The following is a 24,448-nucleotide window of genomic DNA, read 5'->3' as shown; positions in this document are numbered from 1 at the left end:
TATGGGCACCAGATTGGCCGCTCTTGTCAATTGCCGTGGCTCGGTGATTTTTGCGCGCATCTCAGTTAGTTGACCCGCCGGCCTGTCGCGCTGTTGAAAAGGTGCAGACTGTCTTCCAGCGCGAAGCACAAAACCGTCTCACCGTCGGAAATTCTCTGGTCGCCCGGAATGCTTGCGACAATCAGTTCGTCCTTCGCATCGTTGAGGCGCAGATGGACATGGTTCTCGTCGCCCACCGTTTCGACGAGTTCGACCGTGCCCTTGAAACGAAGGGCAGGCGAGGTGGTTTCGCCGAGCCTGATGGCACTTGGACGAATGCCGATCATATCGGCGTCGGCGGTCATAGCGAGCTCGTCCGTCGCAATGGTGCCGTTCGTTCCAACGTCGATGAAGTTCATCGGCGGCGATCCGATGAAGCCTGCGACGAAGAGCGTTTCCGGGCGCTGATAGACTTCGATCGGTGTCCCGATCTGTTCGATCCGTCCGCCATTCATGACGACCAGACGGTCAGCGAGCGTCATTGCTTCCAGCTGGTCGTGCGTCACGTAGAGGCTTGTCGTCTTCAGCCGCCGCTGCAGGCGCCGGATTTCCACCCGCATCTGCACGCGCAGCTTCGCGTCGAGGTTCGAAAGCGGCTCGTCAAAGAGGAAAGCGGTCGGATTGCGCACGATTGCCCGGCCCATTGCAACGCGCTGGCGCTGCCCGCCTGACAGTTGCCGTGGACGGCGATCGAGCAAAGCGCCGATTTCCAGGATCGCTGCGGTTTCGGCAATGCGCCGGTCGATTTCGACGCGCGCGACGCGACGATTTTTCAATCCATACTCGAGGTTCTGACGAACCGTCATGTGCGGGTAAAGCGCGTAGTTCTGGAAAACCATCGCGATATCGCGCTTTGCTGGCTCGACATTGCTGACGTCGGTTCCGGCGATGCGCAAATGCCCGGAACTGATGCTCTCAAGGCCGGCAATCATCCTTAAAAGCGTCGACTTCCCGCAGCCCGAAGGTCCGACAAGCACGATCATTTCGCCGTCGGCGACTGTCAGGTTGACGCCCTTGACCGCTGGAACCTGCCCGTAATTCTTCTTCAGATCGATCAGTTCTATGGCTGCCATTCGTTCCTCCCGTGCGCCTGTCATACATTTGTAACACGCTATTGACATTTGTAACAAGTCGCCCCTAACCTGTTTTCATCGCCACCTTGGGAGGGGTCAGCCGCGGCCGACAAAACCGGTTCACAAACAGCAGGCGATGGAGAGGAAAACGAGATGACAGATAAGTCTTTAGAAAACGGCCCGCTCGGGAGGGCCTTCAAAACCGTTGCGGCTGGTGCCGCAGCGCTGGTCTTAGGCTTGCAGATTGCTGGAGATGCGCTCGCCGCAGATCGGGTCAAGGTCGAATGGTGGAATGCGGCCAACGGCCGGCTTGCCGAGATCACCAAACAGCTGATCTCCGATTTCAACGCCTCTCAGGACAAGTATGAGGTCGTCGGCGTCAGCAAGGGCAACTATGAGGAAACCATGGCTGCGATGGTTGCGGCCTATCGCGTTGGCCAGCAGCCTGTTTTGATCCAGGCTGCCGAACGCGGCTTCCAGACCATGTACCGGTCCGGCGCGGTTGTTCCGGTCCCTGAACTCATGGAACGGGAAGGCTTCAAGATCAATTGGAACGATTTTGTTGCACCCGTTGCGGGCTTCTATCTCATCAATGGCAAGCCGGCCGCGATGCCGTTCAACAGTTCGACTCCAATCTTCTGGTACAATGCCGAGCAGTTCAAGGCGGCCGGCTTCGAAAAACCGGGCGAAACGTGGCAGGAAGTTGAAAAGCAGCTTTATACGATCAAGGAAAAAGGCATCTCGAAATGCCAGATGGCGCTCGCCAATGACTTCTACTGGAGCCTGATCGAGAATTATGCGGCCATCCAGGACCAACCGTACGGCACCAAAGCCAACGGTTTTGGCGGGCTGGATACCGAGTTCGTCTTCAATAAGAGCCCGCTGATCGTCGGTCAGGTGGAACGCTTGAAAAAGTGGATGGACGATGGCGTGTTGCAGATCGCCGGCCAGGGACTGTCTCCAGACCAGCTCTTCATCTCGGGCACCTGCTCGACCTATGTCGCGTCGACGGCCGCGCATGCCGCGGTGGAGGCGGGCGCAAAATTCAAATGGAGCGCGACCTTCCTTCCGCACGAGAAGGGTATCGAACCGAAGAACAGCACGATCGGCGGCGGCGCGCTCTGGGTGCTCAAGGGGAAATCCGAGGACGAATATAAAGGTGCAGCAGCGTTCCTGAATTTCGTCGCTTCACCGAAGACACAGGTCTGGTGGAGCAAGCAGACGGGGTATGTGCCGGTCACCAACGCAGCCTACGAGCAGGCCAAGGCGGAAGGCTATTACAAGGAGCATCCGACGCGCGAGATCGCCATTCTGCAGCTTTCCAGGGGCACGCCGGACGATAATTCCCGCGGCTTCCGTTTCGGCAATCACAACCAGTCGATGGCGCTTCTTGTCGAAGAGATTCAAGGGGTCTGGACTGGCCAAAAGACGGCCCAGCAGGCGCTTGATTCAGCGGCTTCCCGCGGAAATCAGATCCTTCGCCAATACGAGCAGCTCCATGCGGGAAAGTAATCCCGTGCAGGTAATCGGAGGCGCTGCACGGCGCCTCCGCATCCTGGGAAGGCCATTTTCCGGCCTGGCAACAGCGCGCGCGCCGGAAGCGGGTCTCAAGGCCGCGCATTTCAACAAGCCCTGGCTTGCGGGCCTGCTCGTTGCGCCGCAGTTGTTGATCCTGCTCTTCTTTTTCTTCATTCCCTCCTACAAGGCACTGTCGCTCGCCTTCGTGCAGGTCGACCCGTTCGGCGGGCTGCAGATCTTCGTCGGGCTGAAGAATTTTCGGATGCTGCTTGCAAGCCCGGAATATAGAAGCAGCGCCGTCTTTACCCTCTGGTTCACGCTCCTCCAGAATATCGCGACGCTTAGCCTTGCGGGGCTCTTTGCATTCGCGACCGATTTTGTCATCCGCGGTCGCGGCATCTACAAGAGCATCATCCTGCTGCCCTATGCGATCGCGCCTGTCATATCCGGCGTGCTTTGGGCCTTTCTCTTCAATCCGGCTGTCGGTCCGGTCGCACAGTTCTTGCATGCTCTGGGCATCGCCTGGGATCCGAACAGGCGACCGTTCGATGCACAGCTTCTGGTGACGATTGCGTCGATCTGGAAGAACGTCTGCTATGATTATATTTTCCTGGTCGCCGCATTGCTCGCCGTTCCAGCCTCGCTGCTGGAGGCTGCCAAGCTTGATGGCGCAGGACCCGTTCGGCGGTTCTTCACCATTTCCCTGCCGCTTGCCTCGCCGACGGTATTCTTCCTGGCCGTCATGAACTTCGTCTACGGCCTCTTCGAAACCTTCGGCATCATCGATGCCGTTACGCGCGGCGGGCCGGCGGGCGCCACGAACAGCCTCGTCTATAAGGTTTATCAGGACGGGTTTGTGCAGCTCGATCTGGGTTCGTCAGCTGCCCAGTCGGTGATCTTGATGATCGTCGCGGTTCTTTTCACCGTCCTTCAGTTCCGCGCGCTCGAGCGCAAGGTCAATTATCAGGTGTAGCCATGGATGAACGCAATCTCGGCCTTTCGATCTTCTGTCACGCCGTCTTGCTGGTTGGCGCCGCTTTCGTATGCTTGCCGCTCTACTTTGCCTTCGTGGCAGGATCGCTCACGCTGGAAGAGGTCCAGCAGGCTCCTTTCCCGCTCGTACCGGGCTCGCATTTTATCGAGAATGTCGCAATCGCCTGGAAGCAGGGCGACTTTGCGCGGCTTTTCGTCAACTCGATCATCGTTACGGGCGGGATCGTCATCGGCAAGCTGGCAATTTCGCTGATTGCGGCTTTTGCCGTGACCTATTTCCGTTTTCCATTCCGCATGACCGCATTCTGGCTGATTTTCGTTTCTTTGATGCTGCCGGTGGAAGTCCGCATCATCCCGACTTACGAGGCCGTCGCTGACGCCGCCGGTCCCATCCGCTGGCTTTCGGGGATCACCGGTCTTTCCGGCCTGGTACAGGCTCTGACCGGCTACAGTATTGAAACATCCCTGAAGTGGAACATGGTGAACACGTATGGCGGCCTGATCCTGCCGCTGATTGCCTCCGCGTCGGCGACATTTCTCTTTCGCCAGTTCTTCCTGACCGTGCCTGAGGAGCTCTGCGAGGCGGCGAAACTCGATGGCGCGGGCCCCCTTAAATTCTTCAAGGATGTGCTGCTGCCGCTTTCCACCGCCAACATTGCGGCACTTGCAATCATCCTCTTTCTCTATGGCTGGAACCAGTATCTCTGGCCGCTGCTCTTTACCACCGACAAGAACATGGCGACTGCAATTCTGGGTCTCAAGGAGCTGGTCCCGGTGTCGGATTCGGTGCCTGCGTGGAACATCGCCATGAGCGCTGCTCTCTTCGTCATGCTGCCGCCGGCAGCCGTCATTCTCCTCATGCAACGCTGGTTTACCAAGGGACTGGTGGATTCCGGCAAGTAAGCCTTTGCCCAGACACAAGGACAATTCCGAACATGGTTTACATCATCGGCCATCGTGGCGGCCGCAATCTCTGGCCCGAAAACAGTGTTTCGGGTTTCCGCAAGCTCTCTGAAATGCCCGTCGACGGCGTCGAGTTTGACGTGCACCTGACCCGTTCGGGCGAACTGCTCGTCATCCACGACGCGACGCTTGATCGCACGACCGATCATACGGGGCCGGTCTGTGACCTTGCTCCAGGCGAACACAAAAACGTCACGCTGAAAGACAGCGACGGCGACGCGATACCGGCGCTTGAAGAGGTCCTCGAGATATTCAAGGACAGCTCCCTTGAGCTGCATATCGAGCTGAAGGTCGACGCGAATGGCGTTGCTTACTCCGGCCTTGAGAGGAGGGCGGCAAGCCTCGTCGATAGCTTCGGGCTTGCCGGCCGTTCGCTCCTGACGAGTTTCCACTCTGACGTTCTTCAAACTGTCCGTGAGGTTGCGCCGCATATCCGGACGCTGTCGTCATTTGACCGCGCAGCCGCCGAGCGCCTTGGCCTCAGATCTGGCCTTAAGAAAATTGAAGAACTATCTGATATAATTGCCATCGAGAAGTCTCTCCTTGCCACACACTGGGACGAGATCACATCCTTGATTCCCCTCGACCGCCTCGGAGCATGGGTGCCAAATCACAGTGCCGACCTTGCCTATTGGCTGGCCAAACCCGTCCGGCAGATCACGACGGACAGGCCGGATCTTGCCCTTAGCGTGCGGGGTTCGTGAACGTGTCCTTATCGGCGACAGACTGCACCGGCGCCTCCGATTGCTCCAACCCCGATCTCCTTCAGAACATTGATCTGGTTATTTTCGACTGCGACGGTGTCCTCATCGACAGTGAGCCGATCGCGAGCCGCACACTTGCAGAAACCCTGCAGGAGGCGGGTGTCGCAATCACGCCTTCGGAAGCCCACGTAAAATTCACTGGCAATTCGGAAGCCGTGATCCGCGACATGTGCGTGCGCGACTATGGCTTGGGCGACGTCGCAAGCATCTTCCAGGCCTGGCATCGGCGGCTTTATGCCGAATTCGAGCGATCATTGATGCCAATGCCCGGCATCGGGGAGATCGTCGCCAGCTTGAGCCGGCCGAAATGTGTTGCGTCGAACAGTACGATGCACCGGCTTCGCGCCAGTCTCGGCAAACTCGATCTTTGGCAGAGTTTTCACCCGGGGGTTTTCAGCGCTGAGATCGTGGCCCGGCCAAAGCCGGCCCCCGACCTCTTGTTGCATTGCGCCGAGAAATTCTCGGCGCGACCGGGACGCTGCGTCATGGTCGATGATAGCCCGCATGGCGTTGCGGCGGCGGTTTCCGCTGGCATGATCGCCATAGGTTTCGTCGATCCTGCCGACCCAAGGCCGGCAAGGAAGGCCTTGCTTGCCACTTCCGGCGCTTTTGCTGTCGCAACCGGAGCCGAAGAGTTAACGTCGACGTTGTTGGCAGCCAGTCAGTCAATTGAAGCATAGCACTCTCAGAAGCTCCATGACACGTGGAGCTTGCCCTCCCAGGCGTCGAGGTCCTTCTGGCCGAAGCTCAGATAGCCGCCCGTCGCTTCGATCTGCAAATTGTCGTTGAGCAGCATTCTGAATCCGGAGCGAAGCGAAAACGCCCAGGGCGAAGGCGTCACTTCCGACAGGTCGCCGGTCAGTATCTTGCCGTCGTTCGGTCGCTCGAATTCGTACTGCGCGCCAAGCTCTGCGAAGACAAGGAACGGCTGCCCGTCCGGCAGACGGAAGTAACGGCTGACCTCGGTCGAGAGATCGAGGACGCCATAATTGAAGCTGTCGCCGGGAAGGGAAACGCTGACCGGTATGTTGAGGATGCTGCCCGAGAGGTCGTAAGCGTCGCTGTCGATATGGGACCAACTAACGGATGCCTTGGGGCGGATGAAATAGGCATCGACTTTATATTGGCCGTGGAGCGAGATTTCACCGGCAAGACGCTCCGAATCCTGTCGGCCACTCAGCACGCTCAGGTCGATATCGTTGTTGTAGCGCCCGTATGTCAGCGATCCCTCGATCGCCCAGTGTTTCGACAGGCGGTAGGCCGCATAGGGGCCGAAGCTAAAGCCCTCCGTGTCGATGCCCAATGTGCCGTCGAACGCATCGGTCGAACTGTTCTCAAGGGAAACGGTCATGCCGACGACGAGGTCGTTGGTGATGCGGCGATCGAGACCCATCGTCAACGAGCGGGCGAGCGTGCCGCTGTCGCGGTCATAACGTTCGTCGGATATGTCTGCGAACTGGATATCCGCCCAGAAGTTCCAGAGCGAGGGCGCCGGCAGATCGCGGCCCGGCGTCAACGGCACCTGGGGTGATCGGTCGGCGCTTTGGGCGGCGGCTTCTTCGGCAGCGAGGTCCCGGCAGATCGGCAGGTCGCGTTGCTGCTTGTTGGAATTTATCGACCGCGGGTCGATACAGGTGTCCGGCGTCCGGGCCGCAACCACGCGGCCGCCTCTGATGGCGGTCGGGGTGCGCGGCGTGACCCCCGGAAACACCGGTTGCGGGCCGACATCCGGCCGCCCGTCGGGCCAATTGAAATCCGGCGGGATAGGCTGCGGGCCGACGTCGGGGCGGCCATCAGGCCAGGCGATGCCCGGGAAGACCGGCTGGGGGCCGACGTCCGGGCGGCCATCGGGCCGGTCGAAACCCGGAAACACCGGCTGCGGGCCGACGTCCGGCCGACCATCGGGCCAGTCGAAACCCGGGAAGACTGGCTGTGGGCCAACATCCGGCCGTCCGTCCGGCCAGTCGATGTTCGGAAGGATACCACTACGCATCTGGTTCTGCGTGTCGAGCAGACACGGTTTTCCGCTCGATATATCATAGAGTTTGTGCGTGCCACCGTTGCCGTTTGAAACGACCGGCGAAAGCGAGAGATGGAGGCCGCGCTGGCTCTTGCTCCAGGTGTCAACCGTCTGATTGCCTTGCGCGGCTTCGAGACCGAAAGACCCGGCGCTCGTTCCCGAAAGCCAGACGGAGCCGGTGGCCCCTTTCGTGTTGCCGAGATAGGCCAGGCCGCCGCGGGAACTGCAGTTCGCGGCAAATGCGTCGCCGGCTACCCCGCAGAGGCCAGCGATCAGCGCCGCACCCAGATATGCCATCGATGCCGCTTGTCGGAAATGGAATTCAGCTCTGCGCATGCTTCCCCCAGGCGAGGGCGACGAAGAGGGCCGCGCGCGGTGCAGCACGCAGGCTATTTTCCTTAAGGAGCTTCAGCTGCACCTGCAGCTGATAAAAAGGCCCGCCATGCGATGCCAGGAACTCGCCGATCCTCCGCTCGTCGCGATGCTGTGGCGAAGCCGTGGCTCCGACGGACGAAGACGAATGCGTATCGGTCATCGTGCGCACCCCGCTTTGACGCTCGCCAACTCCAGGCCGGCCAATGACGCAAGATCACGGGCGGGAAAAGCCTCCCTCAGCAGCGAGCTTGCGATTCATCTTGCATAATGTACATCGGCGCGCTTCTGGGGAACATGTTCGTACATGTTCGCACCTCCCCCCTTGGCGAAATCAAGCAACACTACTCGTATCGGGGACTAGTCCGAGGTTGCCATCATGTCGGAGTTGGCCACGGTTGTTAGGAAATTCCCAACGCACGAACTGATCGTCCGAAGACTTTATGCACGAATGCCGGAATTCCGGAGCCTTTGTGAAGATTACGCCACCGCGCGAGGTGCACTCGAACGTTGGCGGGCGGATGAGGGCAGGGCGCGCGATTTCCAGCAGCTGACTGAGGAAATCGAAGCGGAGATTGAAGAATTCATCCATGGCGCGCTGAAAGCAGTCCGCCACGCCAACCCGGAAAACGAGAGCTAGGGGCCAGTTGACGATACAGGGGGAATGCCCGGTCGCGAATTTCTCGACGATGACCAATGCCAACCATGCCAATACTGTCCTCGCTCTTTCTCTAAGCTCGGGCCGAATTCGGAGGTTCCCTTATGTCTCGATTACATAGGATCGTAGCGCCTGTCGCCGCACTCATGCTGATGCTGTCGCCGCTTGTGGCTTGGGCGGATGACCTCCCGTCCTGGAACGACGGTGCAACGAAGCAGAGCATCCTCGATTTCGTCGCGGCAGTCACGAGCGCAGGTGGCACCGACTACGTGGGGCCTGACGAGCGCGTCGCAGTCTTCGACAACGATGGGACCCTCTGGGGCGAACAGCCCATGTATGTCCAGCTTGCTTTTGCGTTCGACCGGATCAAGGCCCTTGCGCCTGACCATCCTGAATGGAAGGACACCGAACCGTTCAAATCCGTCCTGGCAGGCGATGTTGCTGGCGTTGCTGCGTCCGGCGAGAAGGGGCTGGTCCAGCTCATCGGTGCCAGCCATGCCGGCATGACCAGCGACGACTTCACGAAAATCGCAAGCGACTGGATCGGCGCCGCGAAACATCCGAAGACGGGCAAGTCCTACACCGAAATGGTCTATCAACCCATGCTCGAATTGGTCTCTTATCTGAAGGCCAATGATTTCAAGGTGTTCATCGTCTCGGGTGGGGGCATCGAGTTCATGCGACCTTGGACACAGCGCGTCTATGGCATTGAGCCGGAAAATGTCGTCGGTTCGTCGATCAAATCGAGATATGAGATGACGAACGGCAAACCAGCGATCGTCCGCTTGCCAGAAATCGACTTCGTCGATGACGGACCGGGCAAGCCGGTTGGCATCTATACCCATATCGGCCGTCACCCCATTGCCGCTTTTGGCAACTCGGACGGCGACTTTCAAATGCTGGAATGGACGACGTCCCGCCCGGGGCGCAGCTTCGGGCTGATCGTTCACCACGACGATGCCGAACGGGAATATGCCTATGATCGCCAGTCCCATATCGGGCGCCTGGACAAGGGCCTGGACGAAGGGCCGAAACGCGGTTGGACAATCGCCAGCATGAAGAGCGACTGGAAACAGGTTTATCCGCAATAGGCATCGACGGCGCGCGGTAACACTGTCAAGAGCCGCAAAGTGCCCACGAAGCGCAATGACGTGCAGACGCATTCAGGACCACGGATTGGGAGTTGATGGCATGTCAGACCTTTTAAGCCTTATCGGGCGCTCGCTCGGATCGGCAGCGCTTTGGTTGTCGGTCGCCGCGACGCCTGTCTTAATGTCCGAAGCAACGGCGCAGGATACTTCCCAAACGGCTGCAGCTGCGGCCAATGCGGATGCGGGTGCGGATGATCTTCTTACGGAAGACGAACTGGAGGTGCTCGTCGCTCGCATCGCCCTTTATCCCGACGAGCTCGTCGCTGTGATTACCTCGGCGTCGATCTTTCCGCTGCAGATCGTGGAAGCGCAACGGTTTCTCGATCAATCGAAGACCAACAAGGACTTGAAGCCCAAGGATAGCTGGGATGGCAGTGTCATTTCCCTTCTGAACTACCCGCAGGTCGTCAAGATGATGAGCGACGATCTCGAATGGACGCAGGCGCTCGGCAGCGCTCTCACCTATCAGCAGAAGGATGTGCTGATCTCCATACAGACGCTACGCGACAAGGCGGTTGCGGATAACGTCATCAAAAGCGACGACAAGATCACCGTCGTCAACCAGGGCGATACCGTCGTCATACAGGCCAAGGATCCCGAGAAAGTTTATGTGCCGCAATACGAGCCGCAAATGCTCTATGAACCGGACTATCCGACGGCTCCGATCAGCTACTATCCCGATCCATACCCCAACTACTACTACCCGACGGCAACGTTCTTTGCGGGCGCCGTCACGGGGGCAATTTGGGCCTCGGTGGTCGACTGGGACGATTGGGGCGTCTGGGGTGGCGACTGGCACGGTGGTGACGTCGACATCGATTGCGACAAGTGCTTCAACAACATCGACATAGACCGCGACAAGTTCAAGATGGGCGATGTCGACTGGAAGAACGTCGACCGGTCCAAGATCAAGTTCGACAAGAACCAGTTCAATCGCATCGACCACAATGCGATGCGCAACGACTTCAAGGCAAACCGCAAGAACAACATCGGCATCAAGGCGAAGGATATTCGCCGCGAAGGCGGCAATAAGATCGTCAACAACCGACCGAAGATTACCGCAAACGACATCCGCAAGAGCAAGGTGGAAGCAGACCGGGTTCGCAACCGAAACACCAATGCCGCCAACCAGCGCCCGCGCAACGCAGCGCAAAATGCTTCAGTCAACCGGCAGAAGGCGTCGAATGTACGTGCAGGATCGGGCCAAAAGAATGTAACGCGACAGATCAAGCAGCCGAAGGCGGGCGCGCGAGTCCAGAACCGCCCATCAAGACACAATTCGGTGCTCGGCAATCCCGGAAACCGCCACCACACCAACCTGTCCTCCAACCGTGGCCGGCATTCCATGGGAGGCGGGCATCGCGGCGGCGGCGGTCACAAGATGGTCAGGCACGGTGGCGGACGCCGCCGATAATCCGGGCGTAAGGGAGAGCTGACAATGAACACAGATTACAAGAACATTCTTCGCTCGCTGGCCTGCGCCGCAGTTGTCTCGGGCACAGCGCTGGCGTCGGTCGTCCACGCACAAACCGCTGACGAAAACATGTCGATTTCGGACTTCGCTTCCGCGCAGGAGCCACCGACCTTCGCCACGCCCGAAGAAGCCGTCGATGCGTTCAAATCGACGGTCGAAGGCGGCGACGTGAGCAAGCTCACAACCCTGCTCGGCCTGGACGCCGCCAAAACCAAGTCAAGCGACGGCGTGACGGAGGCTTACGCAGACATAAAGGCGCGTCTGAAGGAGAAGCTGGACGTTCAGGATGTGAACGGGCGCAAGGTTCTGGAAATCGGCGGCGAGCGGTGGCCGTTCCCCTTCCCGATCTCTAAGGGCGACGACGGGAAATGGGCGTTCGATACCTTTGTCGGGCTTGAGGAGGTGGCAAATCGCCGGGTCGGGGCCAACGAACTTTCAACCATCGACACCATTCATGACTATGTCGCCGCGCAGGAACAGTATGCCCTCGCCGATCACGACGACGATGGTGTACTGGAATATGCGCAGAATCTCATCAGCAGCGAAGGCACGCAGGATGGTCTCTACTGGCCGGCCGAGGCTTTCGGTGGCGAGGAAAGCCCTGCCGGCCCGGCGCTTGCCGACGGCGAAGATTTGAAGGCGGCCAAGGCCGGCAACGGATTCCATGGTTATCGCTATCGCATCCTCACGCATCAGGGAGATGCGATTGCCGGCGGAGCCTACGACTATGTCATCAACGGCAACATGGTCGCCAACTTCGGGCTGGTGGCATGGCCCGTCCATTATGGCATAAGCGGGGTGAAGACCTTCGTCGTCAACAAGAACGGCATCATCTACGAAGTTGACCTGGGCGACGACACGTCGAACATAGCTGCGAAGATCGAGACATTCAATCCGAACGACGACTGGCAAGCCGTCGAAGAATGACAAGGTGGCCCTAATGGAAAACCGGTTTTTCGCCGTACTCCGGATGCTGTGCGGGCTGGTCGGCGTCGCGTTCATTCCTGGCGCTGCCACGGGGCAGGAAACGGCGATGTCGCTGGGTAAATATACCGGCGATTTCGGCGCGATGGAAAAGCGCCGCCTCGGCATCAAGGATATTTCGTCGAGCGCTGACAGCAACATCCAGGCCGGCAACAAGTATCTGCGCCATCTGATCGACACTTATATCGCCGACCCGCAGCTGACGCCGCGCGAACAGCTCCTCTTTGCTTTCGCCGCCTACAATGCCGGGCCGGGAAATCTGCGCAAATTCCGCGCCAGACAAGGGAAATGGGGCTCGACGAGAACCGCTGGTTCGGAAATGTCGAAAACGGCGCGGCTGCCATCGTCGGACGCGAAACCGTCCAGTACGTCAGCAACATCTATGAATACTACGTCGCCTACGACATGCTAGCCGAGCACGCGAAAAAGGGAGAGGGCCAGACAGCGGTCGCGGTGGACGACAAGAAATAGCTGAGAGAGCAACGATCGCGGGTTCGGCGCTTCTGGAGACTGGCCCTCAGCGAAAAGCACAGGAAGACGACACATGCAGATATCCGAATTGCGCGTCGAACAGGAAGGCCTACAGCCGGGCATGGTCTGGATCGGCGGCGGAACCTTCATGATGGGATCCAACGATCACTACCCGGAGGAGGCACCTGCCCATCCCGTCAAGGTCGATGGGTTCTGGATGGACGAAGTGCCCGTCACCAATCGCGATTTTCTCGCCTTCGTCAATGCGACCGGCTATGTCACCTTTGCCGAAAAGCGACCCGAGGCGCACAACTATCCCGGCGCGCCGCAGCAGAATTTGCGGGCTGGCTCGCTCGTCTTCACGCCGCCGACGAAGCCGCTACAGGGACGCGATATCGCGCAATGGTGGATATTCACCCACGGCGCGAACTGGCGCCGGCCGCTTGGCCGCAAGAGCAGCATCGGCACGATCCTCGATCATCCCGTCGTGCACATTGCCTTCTGCGACGCCGAAGCCTATGCCGCCTGGGCCGGCAAAGAGCTGCCGACGGAAGCCGAGTGGGAGTTTGCCGGCCGCGGCGGGCTTGACCAGGCGGAATTCGCATGGGGCGACGAACTGACTCCTGGCGGTAAGCACATGGCCAACACCTGGCAGGGCGGCTTTCCGACCCAGAACCTGCTGGAGGACGGCTACGACCGTACGTCGCCGATCCGTTCCTATCCGCCGAACGGATACGGCCTCTACGACATGATCGGCAATACCTGGGAATGGACGACGGATTTCTGGACGACACGCCATCCGGAAGCGGCCGCGAAGCCCTGCTGCATCCCCTTCAATCCGCGCAACCTCGATGCTGACGCGAGCATCAACCCGGCCCAGGCCGAGCTCGCCATCCCCCGCAAGGTGCTTAAGGGCGGATCGCATTTGTGCGCGCCGAACTACTGCCGGCGCTACCGTCCTGCCGCACGCCATGCGCAGGAGACCGACACGTCCACAAGCCATGTGGGCTTCCGCTGTGTCGTTCGGAAATAAGCCCGTCGGCAGGCAGGATGTGACGCAGGCCTCCCTAGGCGGGGTCCTTATTTCCGGCGAGCTCACTCCAGCCTGCCTTGCGAAGCCCGGAAACCAGTGCGTCCACGATGCTGTCGATCGCCTGATGGCGGCGATAGCCAGCAGCCGGATCGCGGGCAAGCTGCGGAGAAATTTCCGCCATTTTAGCGAGCGCCTTGCGCGCCGCGTTCTCCTCGCCAAGCGCTCCTTCGGCTATGGCCACGAAAGACCAACTGATGCCCGAACCGTCAATGGTCGCGCGCTGCGCGGTCGCCAGCATCTCCTCATACTGTCCATTCTGATACTGGTCGATCGCAATCAAATGGTAATACCAGCCGGGCGGATTGACTGAGCGTTCGATCGCTCGCCGCAGGAAGGGAATTCCTTCCGCGGCGTTGCCGCGCACCGCCAGCCGCCAGCCGAGTTGGGCGAGCGTGTCCGGGTCGTTGGGATTGATCGCCAGGGCTTGGCGCTGGATGCGCACACTCGCGGCATAATTGCCCATGTAGTGCTGTGTCGACGCAAGCGCCTTCAGGCCGGAGATATTGTCGCGCTCGAGCGCAATGGCATGGCGCGCCGTCGCAAGCGCGCGATGATAGGCGCTCTCTTCCTTCCCGTCGGCTGTCCAGCCGAAGCGCCCTTCGTCCATATAGAGCCAGGCCAGCATCGCCCATGCCTCGGCATATTTCGGGTCTCGCTGCACGGCCTGCTCCAGGCAAGACAGGGCGGATTCGTGCTCTACCCTTTTGAAGGAGCGGCGGTAGGCATAAGCGCGCAACACGCATTGATAGCTCGACATGTCGGACGCAGGTCCCGCCATCCGGGTACTCTCGTCCGTACGCAGCACCCCATAGGGCTGTCCCAAGGCCGTGGCAACCGCAGCGGCAATCTCGCGTTGCACGGCGCGCAGTGAATCAACGGTGTAATTGCGGTCATAGCTACCGATCCAGAGAATCCGCTGACTCTGGACATCGATCAATCGCGCGTTCACGTTGAGCGTTCCCGCGGCGGCGTCGGCATCAACCATGCCATTCACCACATAAGCAAGATTGAGACGGTTGCCGATTTCGATGGGATCAGAGCCCGAAAGGCTCTTGTCGCCCGCTGACGGCATGTAGAGGCGGAATACCCCGAAACGGTTGATGCCGCTCATGATCTCATCAGCCATGCCGTTGGCTAAAAGCACTTTAGCGGGATAGTCGCCATCCGCGTCGAATGGCAGCACGGCAAGGGCCGTTCCATTGGCGCCGACATCGCGCATCGAAGAGCTTGGCTTTGGAAGCAACACTGCGTAGGCGACAACCGCCAAAATCAACACGACGGCGATTGGCGCAGCCAGCACCGCATGGCGAAGGACCTTGGACGTTGGCAGGATGCTGTCGTTTCGGGCGCCGGGCTCGCGGGAACCCTCGTCGCTTTCGGTCGGCACGGCGGAAGAGACAGCGGTACTGGTCTCCGCCGCTTCGATCGCTGGAGCATATTGCCCCTTCGGAATGCAGATGCGCAACGGATTGCCCCGCCCAGCCGAAACGTAATAGCTGTCCAGGTCGTGTCGCAGGCGGCGTGCTTCCAGCCGGACGACCGGATCGGTCTGGGGGTCGAAGTTCTCGTCGCGGCCAAAAACGAGGGTGGCGATCGTGTAGCCTTTCAGCTCGCGCGCACGGCCGGAAAGCAACTCCTCGACGAGGTACTGAAGAAGTTTCTTGCGGCGCGGCGTCGCCTTGAAAGCGGTGCTGGCTAGAACCCGTTGCAACTCCTCCCTTACGCCTGCCTCACCCGGATAGGCGTATGCGGGCGTCTTAACCCGCTCCGTCAAGCCGTTCGTCAGCATGCGACTTCACTCCCCGTGATCGATTGCTAATAAACTGCCGGATCATTCAACTTCAAAGAAGATAGAAACTCCACCTCAATTTCAACTTGCGAACCAATTCGGTTGCCAAAAAAGTGATCGCACATCCTTGCGTCAGCAAAATGATACACGTTCGCACCTGTTCGTACCTAGCGCGAAAGCAGGAGAATTGTTCTCCTGCGGAGGCGAAGCATGACCGATATCGAGGTAAAAGATGAAACGTCATTTGGCAATGTTCGCGCTCGCTCCTGTACCGGCCAGTTCAGCTCTCGCTCAAACCGGCCCCCACGGCGATGACGCCGGAAGCCTTGGCCAACGCGCCGGTTGAGAAAGGCCTCCTCTCCGAGCGTGTGATTACGGCACTGCTTGAAAAGTAGGTCTAGCAACGGGCGACACCAGGCGAAGGCAAGAGCTGGAAAAAGACGATCCCGACCAAGGTTTCTTTGCAATCCTCCTGCTGTAATGACCGAGGAAGGCCGTCGTAGGCAAAACGTGGAAGCCGGGAGATTTTGTGAAAATCCCGTAGACTGTTCGCCCATTCCATTGGCCCGGCGCACGTTCCGTCCAGGCCCATTCGGGGAAACATGATGGCACATCGGGAAGACATTCAGACTCTTGGCAACCGCATCGGACAATCGATCATCGGTCAGGAGGCAATGATCGAGCGGCTGCTGATCGGCCTGCTTGCCAACGGACATCTTCTGGTGGAAGGGCTGCCGGGTCTTGCCAAGACCCGCGCGATCAAGAGCCTCGCCAAGAACCTGGAGGCCGACCTCTCTCGCATCCAGTTCACGCCAGACCTGCTTCCTTCTGACATTACCGGCTCCGAAGTTTATTTCAGCGCCGGGGGCAAGGGCGAGTTCAAATTCCAGGAAGGACCGATCTTCGCCAACCTCATCCTTGCCGACGAAATCAACCGCGCGCCGGCCAAGGTGCAATCAGCCCTACTTGAAGCGATGGAGGAACGGCAGATAACGGTCGGCGGCCAGACCCATCCACTGCCAGAGTTGTTCCTGGTGATGGCTACCCAGAACCCGATCGAGCAGGAAGGCACTTACCCGCTGCCGGAAGCTCAGCTCGACCGCTTCCTCATGCACGTGCGTGTCGACTATCCGGATGCCAAGTCGGAAGCAGCGATCATGGAGCTGGTGCGTTCCGAAGAGAAACAAGCCCATGGTCACAGCGGCGGCCCGGAGAAACTCGCAGCTGAAGTGGTACTCTCTGCCCGCCGGGAAATCTCCGACATCACGGTCTCGAAAGCGATCGAGGACTATATAGTGGCGCTGGTGATGGCGACCCGCTATCCCGACAAGATCGATGCCGATCTTGCCAAATGGGTGCAGGTCGGCGTCAGCCCGCGCGGTGTTATCGGCCTTGACAAGGTTTCTCGTACCCACGCCTGGATGAATGGTCGCGATTTTGTCACGCCCGACGACGTACAGCAGACGGTTAACGACGTCTTCCGCCACAGGCTCATACTGTCCTACGAAGCCCATGCCGGCGGCATTACGGCGGACCAGGCGATCGACCGGATCGTGGAAAAGGTGGCGACTGCCTGACCGGGAGGGACTGCAATGGCAATTTCTGTGTCCGCCTTTGCCAGGACGACGGGGATCAAGCGATCGACGGAGACCGGCACGAAAGGCGTCTATGTCAGCGTCGATGACCTCGCTGCGCTCGAGCCGATCGCCCGCGATCTGACTTTCCTGCGCAAGACGCCCGTACATCGCCTGCTTGCCGGCCGCCATGAGTCACGCATACGCGGCCGGGGCTTGAGCTTCGAAGAGCTGCGCAACTACTTGCCGGGCGACGATATCCGTACCATCGACTGGCGTGTTACGGCTCGCACCGGAAAGCCCTTCGTGCGCGTGTATGACGAGGAGAAGGATCGGCCGGCGCTGGTCATCGTCGACCAACGCATCAACATGTTCTTCGGCAGTCGGCGATCGCTGAAGTCGGTCGCAGCGGCTGAGGCTGCAGCACTGTGCGCCTGGCGCGTGACGGCGCTCGGCGATCGCGTCGGAGGCCTTGTATTCAACGACGTCGCGGAGGAAGCGCTGCGCCCCCACCGCAGCCGCGAAGCCGTCATTCGCTTCTCTGAGGCGATCTCCAAAGAGAACAAGGCACTCAGCGCGACGTCCGACATGCCGAGGACGCCGGCTCGGCTCGATGCCGTGTTGTCGAAGGTCGCGGCTGTCGCGCAACACGATCACCTGATTATCGTGGTCTCCGACTTCGACGGCCACAGCCCGGCCACTCGCGATCTTCTCTTGAAGATGTCGGTGGCAAACGACGTCATCTGCATCCTTGTCTACGATCCCTTCCTTCTAGAGCTGCCGCACCAGGGCGAGATGGTGGTGAGCGGCGGCGCGTTGCAGGCCGAGCTGCAGTTTTCACGAAACACCGTGCGCGATGCGGTCGACAGTTTCGCGCGCAACCGAGGCCGCGAGTTGCTCTCCTGGCAGCGGGACATGGGGCTGCCGATGCTGGCGGTTTCCGCAGCTGAGGAAGTTGCCCCCCAATTGCGCTCGCTGCTCGGCCAGCTTGCCTGGCGGCAAAGGAGGCGGTGATGGATCCGACTACGCCGCCGAAAGATCCGATGCTCGAGGCCACCTTGCGACAGATGGCCGATATTGTCCTGCCCCAGCCGGTCTCGATGATGCCTGCGACCTGGGGCTGGGCCGCACTGACAGGCGTTGTCGTGCTTGTCCTCGCCTATGCACTCTGGCGCTGGCTTCGCCGCCACGCACAAAACCGTTACCGGCGGGATGCGCTTGCCGATCTCGCCGCGCTGGAAGCCCGGATCGGGGGAGATGCCGAACGTCTGCAGGCGTTGGCGATGCTGCCCGCGATCGTCAAGCGCACGGCGCTTGCCGTCTGGCCCCGCGAACAGGTCGCATCGCTCAGCGGTCGGGAATGGGGAGAGTTCCTGCGAGACCACGCCGGCAAGGCGCAGATCGACGCGGGGAGCTACCACTTCTTTGCCGAAACTGAATATCGGCTGTCGGGTCGTCCCTTGCTGAATGACGCCGCGGCCCGGCGCGTATTTGCCGCAGCCCGCCAGTGGATCGAGGCACACGATGTACGCCCTTGATCACCCTTGGTTGTTGCTTCTCCTTCCGGCGCCGCTGATCGTCTGGTGGCTGCTGCCGCCCTATCGCGAGCAGACGCCGGCGGTCCGCATTCCTTTCTTCGACGATATCACCAAGGCGGCTGGCATCGGCGCGACGGAAGGCTCCGTCGTGCCACGGGCCAATCTGCTTCAGAAGATCATTGCACCCATCTGCTGGCTGCTTGTGTTGCTCGCATTAGCGCGGCCGCAATTCGTCGAACCGCCGATCGAAAAGACCGAACCGCAGCGTGACCTGATGCTGGCGCTCGACCTCTCGCAATCCATGGATACCCGCGATTTTAGCGATCCGCAGGGGAATGTGCGGGCCCGTGTCGATGCCGTGAAAGAGGTCGTGGCCGATTTCGTCGAAAAACGGTCAAATGACCGTCTCGGCTTGATCGCCTTCGGTAATGCGCCCTATCCACTCGTGCCTTTCACTATGGACCACGGCACGGTGCGCATGATGCTCGCCGATACGCTGCCGGGCATGGCCGGCCCAAGGACCGCGCTGGGCGACGCCATCGGCCTGTCGATCAAGCTCTTCCAGCAAAGCCAGGCGCCGGACAAGGTGCTGATCGTCCTGACCGACGGCAACGACACGGCGAGCAAGATGGCGCCGGACAAGGCGGCCGACATCGCCAAGGAGAACCGTATCCTGATCCACGCCGTCGGTATCGGCGATCCGAATGCGCAAGGCGAGGACAAGCTCGACGCCGCGACGCTGCAAAAAATCGCCGCCACGACCGGCGGCCGCTATTTCTTCGGGGGCGACGAAAAGGCGCTCGCCGATATTTACGTCCTGCTCGACCAGATTACGCCCGCCAACCAGAAGACGCTGAGCTGGCAGCCGCGCATCGAGCTTTTCCATTACCCCCTCGGCGCCGCGATCCTGCTCGTCTTGGTCTATCACCTCCTGATGTGGATGGTCTCGGCCCATGCCGCGCGCCGAGGAGATGAGGAGGCCGAGGCATGATCACCGACTTTCATTTCCTGCGTCCCTGGTGGCTCCTGGCCGTGGTTTCGGCGGCGCTGCTCGTCTGGCTCATCGACCGGCAGACGGATATGCGGGCGCGCTGGCGAAATCTCATCGCCCCGAACCTGCTCGAACATCTTCTGATCGACCACGTCCGCACCCGTGGTCTGCGCCCGGTCCACCTCATCGCCGGGCTGCTTGCCCTCTCGGCTATCGCTGCGGCGGGGCCGACCTGGGAGAAGGAGCGTCCGCCCTTCGTCGAGGACCGGGCTCCGCTCGCCATCGCCATCGATCTCGGCCCGACGATGGATGCGACCGACATCTCGCCGACCCGGCTCGAACGCGTCAAGCTCAAGGTGCAGGACATCATGGAGCGACGGAAGGGCGCACGCACGGCGCTGTTTGCCTATGCGGGCTCGGCCCATATGGTGCTACCCCTTACCGACGACGCCTCTCTCGTCGCAACCTACGTCGCCGCTCTCTCACCGGCGCTGATGCCGGTGCAGGGCAAGGACACGGCCAAGGTGCTGGAAGTCATCGAGACAGCACTGGCAGACGAAACAGCGCCCGGCACCATTCTGTTCATGACGGATGGCGTTGAGCGCGCCTCGTTCCCGGCCTTTGCCGACTACAAGGGCCGCAACGACCTGATGGTGCTCGGCGTCGGCACGCCGGAAGGCGGCCCCGTCAGGATCGGCAACGGCGAGTATTTGACCGATGCCAGCGGCGCGCGCGTCCAGGCTAGGCTGGATGTCGATGCGCTGAAGGGGCTACAGTCCGTTTCCGGCGTGCAAGTCGCGACGGTTACCCTCGATGACGGGGATGTCGACTGGATTGTGCGTCGAATCCAGAGCGCCTTTACTCAGAAGACAGACGAGGGGCTGCAACGTTGGCGCGATTTCGGCTGGTATCTGACGATACCGATCGCCCTGCTCGTCATTCTGACGTTCCGCCGCGGCCACAAGATCCACTGGTTGGGAATGCTTGTCGTCCTGCTGCTTCCCCTCGGTGTTGCGACGAAGGCAGAGGCCGCCGACTTTGTTGACGCCTGGTTGACGCAAGATCAGCAAGGGCAGCGCTCCTTCCGGAGCGGCGATTATGGCGCAGCCGCCGATCATTTCGAAGACGTTGCCTGGCGCGGTGCGGCGCTCTATCGCGCCGGCCAACATCAGGACGCCATCGATGCCTTCGCGCAATCGACCGATGCCGGAAGCTATTACAATCAGGGCAATGCCTTGATGCATCTCGACAAGGCCGAAGAGGCCATCACCGCCTACCAGCAGGCACTAAAGCAGAGGCCGGCCTGGCCCGAGGCTGAGGCCAACCTGAAGCTGGCCGAACGGCGCAAAAAGGAAAAGGACGACCAGGAGAAGGAACAGCAACAGGAGCAGGCGGGCCTCGACCCCGACCAGATCCAGTTCGACGACAAGGGGAAGAAGGGCAAGGAGGGCCAGGTCAACGTCGCGGCGCAAACCGCCGAGATGTGGATGCGCAACATCCAGGTGTCGCCGGCCGATCTCCTGGCGCGCAAGTTCGCGATCGAAGCTTCGGGAGAAAAGCCGAAATGAGCATCTGGTCGCGCTGCGTTCACCTCGCCCTGCTGCTCTGGTGCGTCTCGGTCGCCACGCCGGCACTTACCGCCGACCCGCTTGCCCGGGCGACGCTGCAATCCAAAAGAACGCTCTATGTGGGCCAGCAGGTGCTTGTCGATGTTGATATGCTCGTGCCCAACTATTTCCTGCAGCCGCCCCAGTTTCCGGCGATCGATCTGCCCGGCGCGATTGTGACGCTGCAGGATGGGCGGGCATTGAACCTCAACGAGACGATCGAGGGGACAAGCTATTCCGGCATCCGCCGCACCTATGTCATTACCACGCAAAGAGACGGCGAATTCACCCTGCCGCCGGCGGAGATCACCTTCGGCTATGCCGCCGTTCCGGGCCAGACGACACAGGGCAAGGCAAGCCTGCCGCCGCTGCGGTTCACCGTCAAGGCAGCCCCCGGCGGTGCGACCGGTGGTTCCGGCGTCGTGGCCGCAAAGCTAACCATCACGCAGGATCTCGACCGCGATCCCAAAACGTTGAAGGCCGGCGATACGCTGCTCCGGACGATTACCGTTCGCGCAGAAGGCCTTCGCGCGATGATGATTCCGGTCCCGGAATTTCCGGTACCCCAAGGCATCCGCACCTACCGGCAAGACCCGGTTTTGTCTGAGGAAACAGATCGGACAGGGCAGCCTGTCGCTGGTGTCAGGAAGGATGTGGTTCAATATCTTTTCCAGGACACCGGGCAATACGAACTCCCGGCGATCGAACTCAGCTGGTTCGATCCGGCGACGGCGGCAACCGAATCGGCTTCGGCCCCTTCGCTCACTGTTTCCGTTGCAGCGACGCCCGCTCCCGTGAGCTCTCTGGCGCCGCCGGGGCCTGAGCCGGATGCCTCGCCGTTCAACTGGCTTCTCGCCGGCGTGACCGCTGCTGTTGCATTGGTCACGGGGGTTGCCATCTGGCTTCTCGCCCAGGGGCTTACGAGGCTGGAGGAAGCCTTGGAGTCGCGCCGATCGGAATCGCGCGACTCCGAAGCTGCCCTTTTCCGCCATGTCGAACAGGCCTGCCACAACGGATCGCCGCTGGAGATCGCCAAAACCTTCGATCGCTGGTCGCGCAAGGCGGGTGTCGTGCCCCTGCGGCCGTGGCTCGTTCGTTTCGGCGACGAAGAAACTGTGAAAGCCTTCGATGCTCAACAACAGGCGCTCTACGGAAACGCTGGTCCGCCACATCTATCGGGCGACCGGCTGGGCTCCGGCATTCGCAAAGCGCGTAGCGCATGGCTGATCGGGGCTGATCCCAAACCCAGCCTTTGGCGCGGCAGGATCCTGCCGCAACTCAATCCCAGCTGGGACGGTGGATAACTCTGCCGATCACGCCATTGCACTGACGAACGCGATGCCGTGGGATCGTTGCTTGTCTTGCTCGCGTCGTCTCAATCAGCCGCGTTTTGAAAAGCGGACAGCCCGCCGCGGCGGATGCGAAGCAGCATGAGGCAGCGCCGCAGCGACGCCCGTTTGTCGGCAGTGTACGGCAAGACGAAAGTGCTTTGCTCTTGGCAATGCGTCCGCGTTTTTGCGAACTTCCACGCTTCATTTTCCACGGGACATAGAAAGGATACGCTTGCAGAGAGCAATGACGTCATCGTGCGCGCTCATGCTTGTCTTGGCTGCACGCTCCGTCGCTGTCGGATGCACTGGTGAGAACCCGGCATCGCTTGCGGTGCCGGGTCGGAAACGTTGTCGTTGCGACGCGGGTCGCTATTGGCCGCCGCCGACGCTGTTGAACTGCTCGGTTACGCGCTCCTGGATCTGGTCGATCGAGAAGCTCGCGGGACGTTGCGCCGGAGGAAACTCGGCGAACGTGCCGAGGAACTTTGCAACGAAGGCTTGCGCTGGAACAACCAGATATGCACGCGTAAGCACCCAATCATAATAAGTATTCGAAGTGATGTCGGCACGTTCGTATGGGTCGGCGCGCAGGTCGAACATCTTCGGCACACGCAGGGGCGTGAAGGGCTCGGCCCAGATCCGGAGGGTGCCGGTTGCCCGCTGCTCCGAGAACACCAGCTTCCAGTTCTCGTAGCGCATGGCCACGAGCTCGCCGTCGTCGTTGAAGTAGAAGAACTCCTTGCGGGCGCCCTCGTCGGTCTCGCCGGTTAGGTGGGGGAGCTGGTTGTAGCCGTCGAGGTGATTTTTGTATTGTTTGCCGTTGACGGTCGCGCCGGCCAGCAGCCGATCCTTGATATTGGCATCGCCGGCGGCGGCGAGCAACGTCGGGAACCAGTCGAGGCCTGAAAAGATGCCATTGGCGACCGAACCTGGCTCGATGTGTCCCGGCCAGCGGATCATCGCAGGAACGCGGAATGCGCCTTCCCAGTTGGTGTTCTTCTCGCTGCGGAACGGCGTCGTGCCGGCATCGGGCCAGGAGTTCTGGTGCGGTCCGTTGTCTGTCGTGTAGATGACGATGGTGTTTTCGTCGATGTTGAGTTCGTCGAGCTTGTCGAGGATGGTGCCGACCACCTTGTCGGTTTCGATCATGCCGTCCGCATATTCGGTGAGCGCGGTCAAGCCTGGCTGGCTGCGATTCTCGGGCCGGACATGGGTGCGAAAGTGCATCCGCGTCGTATTCATCCACACGAAGAACGGCTTCTTCGCTTGAGCCTGCCGGTTGATAAAGTCTATCGCTGCGGCGGAGGTCTCGTCGTCGACGGTCTCCATCCTCTTGCGCGTTAGCGGCCCGGTATCCTCGATCTTGCCGTCGGCCGACGCCTTGATGACGCCGCGCGGGCCGAATTGCTTGCGGAAGGCAGGGTCCCGCGGATAGTTGAAGTCTTCAGGCTCCTCTTCGGCATTGAGATGGTAGAGATTGCCGAAGAATTCGTCGAAACCATGGGCGGTCGGCAGGAACTCGTCGCGGTCGCCCAGATGATTCTTGCCGAACTGGCCGGTGGCATAGCCCTGGTCCTTGAGCGCCGAGGCGATGGTGACGTCGCTCGCCTGGATCCCGACATCCGCGCCGGGCAGGCCTACCTTGGATAGGCCGGTGCGCAGCGTCGATTGGCCGGTCAGAAACGTCGAGCGACCGGCCGTGCAGCTCTGCTCGGCGTAGTAGTCGGTGAACTTCATGCCTTCGTTGGCGATCCGGTCGATGTTCGGGGTCCGATACCCCATGAGGCCGAAGCTGTAGGTCGACAGGTTGGTCTGACCGATGTCGTCGCCGAAAATGACAAGAATGTTCGGCTTGGCCTGTTCCTGCGCCTGCGACACCCCAGCGACTGTCAGCGCGGTCGTGGCCGAGAGCACGATTGCCCCCAGCAGTCCTCGTATTTGCATGGCTGGTCTCCTTCGATGGGTTGCGACGTTGCAGAGTTCAGAGCCGCATTGCAGATTCACTCACATCGCTCAGTGCCCGAAAGCCAATTGCCAGGCGCAAT

The 24,448-nt window shown here is 60.5% G+C and carries 22 protein-coding genes; 17 read left to right on the top strand and 5 right to left on the bottom strand.

Annotated features, from left to right (window positions below; translation table 11 throughout):
- Positions 1-65: 65 nt before the first annotated feature.
- Complete coding sequence (locus N2599_RS29045) at positions 66-1,112, bottom strand: sn-glycerol-3-phosphate import ATP-binding protein UgpC (protein ID WP_027512989.1); 1,047 nt, start codon at positions 1,110-1,112, stop codon at positions 66-68.
- Between the two features lie 153 nt (positions 1,113-1,265).
- Here N2599_RS29045 and N2599_RS29040 point away from each other — a divergent pair, with 153 nt between their 5' ends.
- Genes N2599_RS29040 through N2599_RS29020 form a run of 5 tightly spaced genes read left to right on the top strand, consistent with a single transcriptional unit; the run spans position 1,266 to position 6,030 of the window.
- Entirely contained in the window at positions 1,266-2,624 is a 1,359-nt protein-coding gene (locus tag N2599_RS29040; RefSeq protein WP_027512990.1) for an extracellular solute-binding protein, read from the top strand.
- Positions 2,625-2,637: 13 nt separating this feature from the next.
- Entirely contained in the window at positions 2,638-3,603 is a 966-nt protein-coding gene (locus N2599_RS29035) for an ABC transporter permease subunit (RefSeq protein WP_027512991.1), read from the top strand.
- 2 nt (positions 3,604-3,605) lie between these two features.
- Positions 3,606-4,526, top strand: coding sequence for an ABC transporter permease subunit (locus tag N2599_RS29030; protein WP_027512992.1), 921 nt, complete (start codon positions 3,606-3,608; stop codon positions 4,524-4,526).
- 32 nt (positions 4,527-4,558) lie between these two features.
- On the top strand, positions 4,559-5,290 hold the full coding sequence (locus N2599_RS29025) for a glycerophosphodiester phosphodiesterase family protein (RefSeq protein WP_027512993.1): 732 nt from the start codon (positions 4,559-4,561) through the stop codon (positions 5,288-5,290).
- Positions 5,291-5,292: 2 nt separating this feature from the next.
- Complete coding sequence (locus N2599_RS29020) at positions 5,293-6,030, top strand: HAD family hydrolase (protein WP_084606662.1); 738 nt, start codon at positions 5,293-5,295, stop codon at positions 6,028-6,030.
- A 5-nt stretch (positions 6,031-6,035) separates the two neighbouring features.
- Here N2599_RS29020 and N2599_RS29015 read toward each other — a convergent pair whose 3' ends face one another.
- Together N2599_RS29015 and N2599_RS29010 are read right to left on the bottom strand one after the other, a co-directional pair.
- Positions 6,036-7,667: an autotransporter outer membrane beta-barrel domain-containing protein gene (locus N2599_RS29015; RefSeq protein ID WP_027512995.1), complete on the bottom strand. Its 1,632-nt coding sequence runs from the start codon at positions 7,665-7,667 to the stop codon at positions 6,036-6,038.
- Between the two features lie 25 nt (positions 7,668-7,692).
- Positions 7,693-7,905, bottom strand: a complete 213-nt coding sequence (locus tag N2599_RS29010) for a hypothetical protein (protein ID WP_027512996.1) — start codon at positions 7,903-7,905, stop codon at positions 7,693-7,695.
- Between the two features lie 216 nt (positions 7,906-8,121).
- Between N2599_RS29010 and N2599_RS29005 the strand changes: the two genes are divergently transcribed.
- The 6 genes from N2599_RS29005 to N2599_RS28980 all read left to right on the top strand — a co-directional run bounded on the left by N2599_RS29005 (position 8,122) and on the right by N2599_RS28980 (position 13,513).
- Complete coding sequence (locus tag N2599_RS29005) at positions 8,122-8,382, top strand: hypothetical protein (RefSeq protein ID WP_087000666.1); 261 nt, start codon at positions 8,122-8,124, stop codon at positions 8,380-8,382.
- Positions 8,383-8,504: 122 nt separating this feature from the next.
- Entirely contained in the window at positions 8,505-9,491 is a 987-nt protein-coding gene (locus N2599_RS29000; protein ID WP_037143535.1) for an HAD family hydrolase, read from the top strand.
- A gap of 100 nt (positions 9,492-9,591) precedes the next feature.
- Positions 9,592-10,965 carry a DUF3300 domain-containing protein gene (locus N2599_RS28995; RefSeq protein ID WP_027512999.1) on the top strand — a complete coding sequence of 458 codons (1,374 nt, stop codon included), beginning with the start codon at positions 9,592-9,594 and terminating at the stop codon, positions 10,963-10,965.
- A 24-nt stretch (positions 10,966-10,989) separates the two neighbouring features.
- Positions 10,990-11,952, top strand: coding sequence for a DUF2950 family protein (locus N2599_RS28990; RefSeq protein WP_027513000.1), 963 nt, complete (start codon positions 10,990-10,992; stop codon positions 11,950-11,952).
- A gap of 13 nt (positions 11,953-11,965) precedes the next feature.
- Positions 11,966-12,421: a transglycosylase SLT domain-containing protein gene (locus N2599_RS28985; protein ID WP_245209312.1), complete on the top strand. Its 456-nt coding sequence runs from the start codon at positions 11,966-11,968 to the stop codon at positions 12,419-12,421.
- 132 nt (positions 12,422-12,553) lie between these two features.
- On the top strand, positions 12,554-13,513 hold the full coding sequence (locus N2599_RS28980; protein ID WP_027513003.1) for a formylglycine-generating enzyme family protein: 960 nt from the start codon (positions 12,554-12,556) through the stop codon (positions 13,511-13,513).
- Positions 13,514-13,547: 34 nt separating this feature from the next.
- Here N2599_RS28980 and N2599_RS28975 read toward each other — a convergent pair whose 3' ends face one another.
- Positions 13,548-15,362, bottom strand: a complete 1,815-nt coding sequence (locus N2599_RS28975) for a hypothetical protein (protein ID WP_051336793.1) — start codon at positions 15,360-15,362, stop codon at positions 13,548-13,550.
- 605 nt (positions 15,363-15,967) lie between these two features.
- On the opposite strand from N2599_RS28975, the gene N2599_RS28970 reads away from it, so the two are divergent.
- Genes N2599_RS28970 through N2599_RS28945 form a run of 6 tightly spaced genes read left to right on the top strand, consistent with a single transcriptional unit; the run spans position 15,968 to position 22,376 of the window.
- Positions 15,968-16,939: an AAA family ATPase gene (locus N2599_RS28970; protein WP_027513004.1), complete on the top strand. Its 972-nt coding sequence runs from the start codon at positions 15,968-15,970 to the stop codon at positions 16,937-16,939.
- Between the two features lie 15 nt (positions 16,940-16,954).
- Positions 16,955-17,950 (top strand): DUF58 domain-containing protein, encoded by a 996-nt coding sequence (locus N2599_RS28965; RefSeq protein WP_027513005.1) that lies wholly within the window; start codon positions 16,955-16,957, stop codon positions 17,948-17,950.
- Positions 17,950-18,474 (top strand): DUF4381 domain-containing protein, encoded by a 525-nt coding sequence (locus tag N2599_RS28960; RefSeq protein ID WP_027513006.1) that lies wholly within the window; start codon positions 17,950-17,952, stop codon positions 18,472-18,474. The genes N2599_RS28965 and N2599_RS28960 overlap by 1 nt, the downstream gene beginning before the upstream one ends.
- A complete protein-coding gene (locus tag N2599_RS28955; RefSeq protein WP_027513007.1) occupies positions 18,461-19,465 on the top strand; it encodes a vWA domain-containing protein in 1,005 nt (334 codons plus the stop codon). The genes N2599_RS28960 and N2599_RS28955 overlap by 14 nt, the downstream gene beginning before the upstream one ends.
- Entirely contained in the window at positions 19,462-21,033 is a 1,572-nt protein-coding gene (locus tag N2599_RS28950) for a VWA domain-containing protein (RefSeq protein ID WP_027513008.1), read from the top strand. The genes N2599_RS28955 and N2599_RS28950 overlap by 4 nt, the downstream gene beginning before the upstream one ends.
- Positions 21,030-22,376 (top strand): BatD family protein, encoded by a 1,347-nt coding sequence (locus N2599_RS28945; protein ID WP_051336794.1) that lies wholly within the window; start codon positions 21,030-21,032, stop codon positions 22,374-22,376. The genes N2599_RS28950 and N2599_RS28945 overlap by 4 nt, the downstream gene beginning before the upstream one ends.
- Before the next feature lie 396 nt (positions 22,377-22,772).
- Here N2599_RS28945 and N2599_RS28940 read toward each other — a convergent pair whose 3' ends face one another.
- Positions 22,773-24,347, bottom strand: coding sequence for an arylsulfatase (locus tag N2599_RS28940; protein WP_027513009.1), 1,575 nt, complete (start codon positions 24,345-24,347; stop codon positions 22,773-22,775).
- Positions 24,348-24,448: the final 101 nt, after the last annotated feature.

This window comes from Rhizobium sullae (assembly GCF_025200715.1).
Lineage (GTDB): Bacteria > Pseudomonadota > Alphaproteobacteria > Rhizobiales > Rhizobiaceae > Rhizobium > Rhizobium sullae.
The sequence above is the reverse complement of the archived record's forward strand: the minus strand, read 5'-3'. Positions and strand labels throughout refer to the sequence as shown.

Coding starts and splice junctions, on each gene's coding strand:
- N2599_RS29025 (WP_027512993.1), top strand. CDS start 4,559: ATGGTTTACATCATCGGCCATCGTGGCGGCCGCAATCTCTGGCCCGAA.
- N2599_RS28980 (WP_027513003.1), top strand. CDS start 12,554: ATGCAGATATCCGAATTGCGCGTCGAACAGGAAGGCCTACAGCCGGGC.
- N2599_RS29045 (WP_027512989.1), bottom strand. CDS start 1,112: ATGGCAGCCATAGAACTGATCGATCTGAAGAAGAATTACGGGCAGGTT.
- N2599_RS29015 (WP_027512995.1), bottom strand. CDS start 7,667: ATGGCATATCTGGGTGCGGCGCTGATCGCTGGCCTCTGCGGGGTAGCC.
- N2599_RS28965 (WP_027513005.1), top strand. CDS start 16,955: ATGGCAATTTCTGTGTCCGCCTTTGCCAGGACGACGGGGATCAAGCGA.
- N2599_RS29010 (WP_027512996.1), bottom strand. CDS start 7,905: ATGACCGATACGCATTCGTCTTCGTCCGTCGGAGCCACGGCTTCGCCA.
- N2599_RS28950 (WP_027513008.1), top strand. CDS start 19,462: ATGATCACCGACTTTCATTTCCTGCGTCCCTGGTGGCTCCTGGCCGTG.
- N2599_RS29030 (WP_027512992.1), top strand. CDS start 3,606: ATGGATGAACGCAATCTCGGCCTTTCGATCTTCTGTCACGCCGTCTTG.
- N2599_RS28975 (WP_051336793.1), bottom strand. CDS start 15,362: ATGCTGACGAACGGCTTGACGGAGCGGGTTAAGACGCCCGCATACGCC.
- N2599_RS28970 (WP_027513004.1), top strand. CDS start 15,968: ATGGCACATCGGGAAGACATTCAGACTCTTGGCAACCGCATCGGACAA.
- N2599_RS28955 (WP_027513007.1), top strand. CDS start 18,461: ATGTACGCCCTTGATCACCCTTGGTTGTTGCTTCTCCTTCCGGCGCCG.
- N2599_RS28940 (WP_027513009.1), bottom strand. CDS start 24,347: ATGCAAATACGAGGACTGCTGGGGGCAATCGTGCTCTCGGCCACGACC.
- N2599_RS29040 (WP_027512990.1), top strand. CDS start 1,266: ATGACAGATAAGTCTTTAGAAAACGGCCCGCTCGGGAGGGCCTTCAAA.
- N2599_RS28990 (WP_027513000.1), top strand. CDS start 10,990: ATGAACACAGATTACAAGAACATTCTTCGCTCGCTGGCCTGCGCCGCA.
- N2599_RS28995 (WP_027512999.1), top strand. CDS start 9,592: ATGTCAGACCTTTTAAGCCTTATCGGGCGCTCGCTCGGATCGGCAGCG.
- N2599_RS28985 (WP_245209312.1), top strand. CDS start 11,966: ATGGAAAACCGGTTTTTCGCCGTACTCCGGATGCTGTGCGGGCTGGTC.
- N2599_RS28945 (WP_051336794.1), top strand. CDS start 21,030: ATGAGCATCTGGTCGCGCTGCGTTCACCTCGCCCTGCTGCTCTGGTGC.
- N2599_RS28960 (WP_027513006.1), top strand. CDS start 17,950: ATGGATCCGACTACGCCGCCGAAAGATCCGATGCTCGAGGCCACCTTG.
- N2599_RS29000 (WP_037143535.1), top strand. CDS start 8,505: ATGTCTCGATTACATAGGATCGTAGCGCCTGTCGCCGCACTCATGCTG.
- N2599_RS29005 (WP_087000666.1), top strand. CDS start 8,122: ATGTCGGAGTTGGCCACGGTTGTTAGGAAATTCCCAACGCACGAACTG.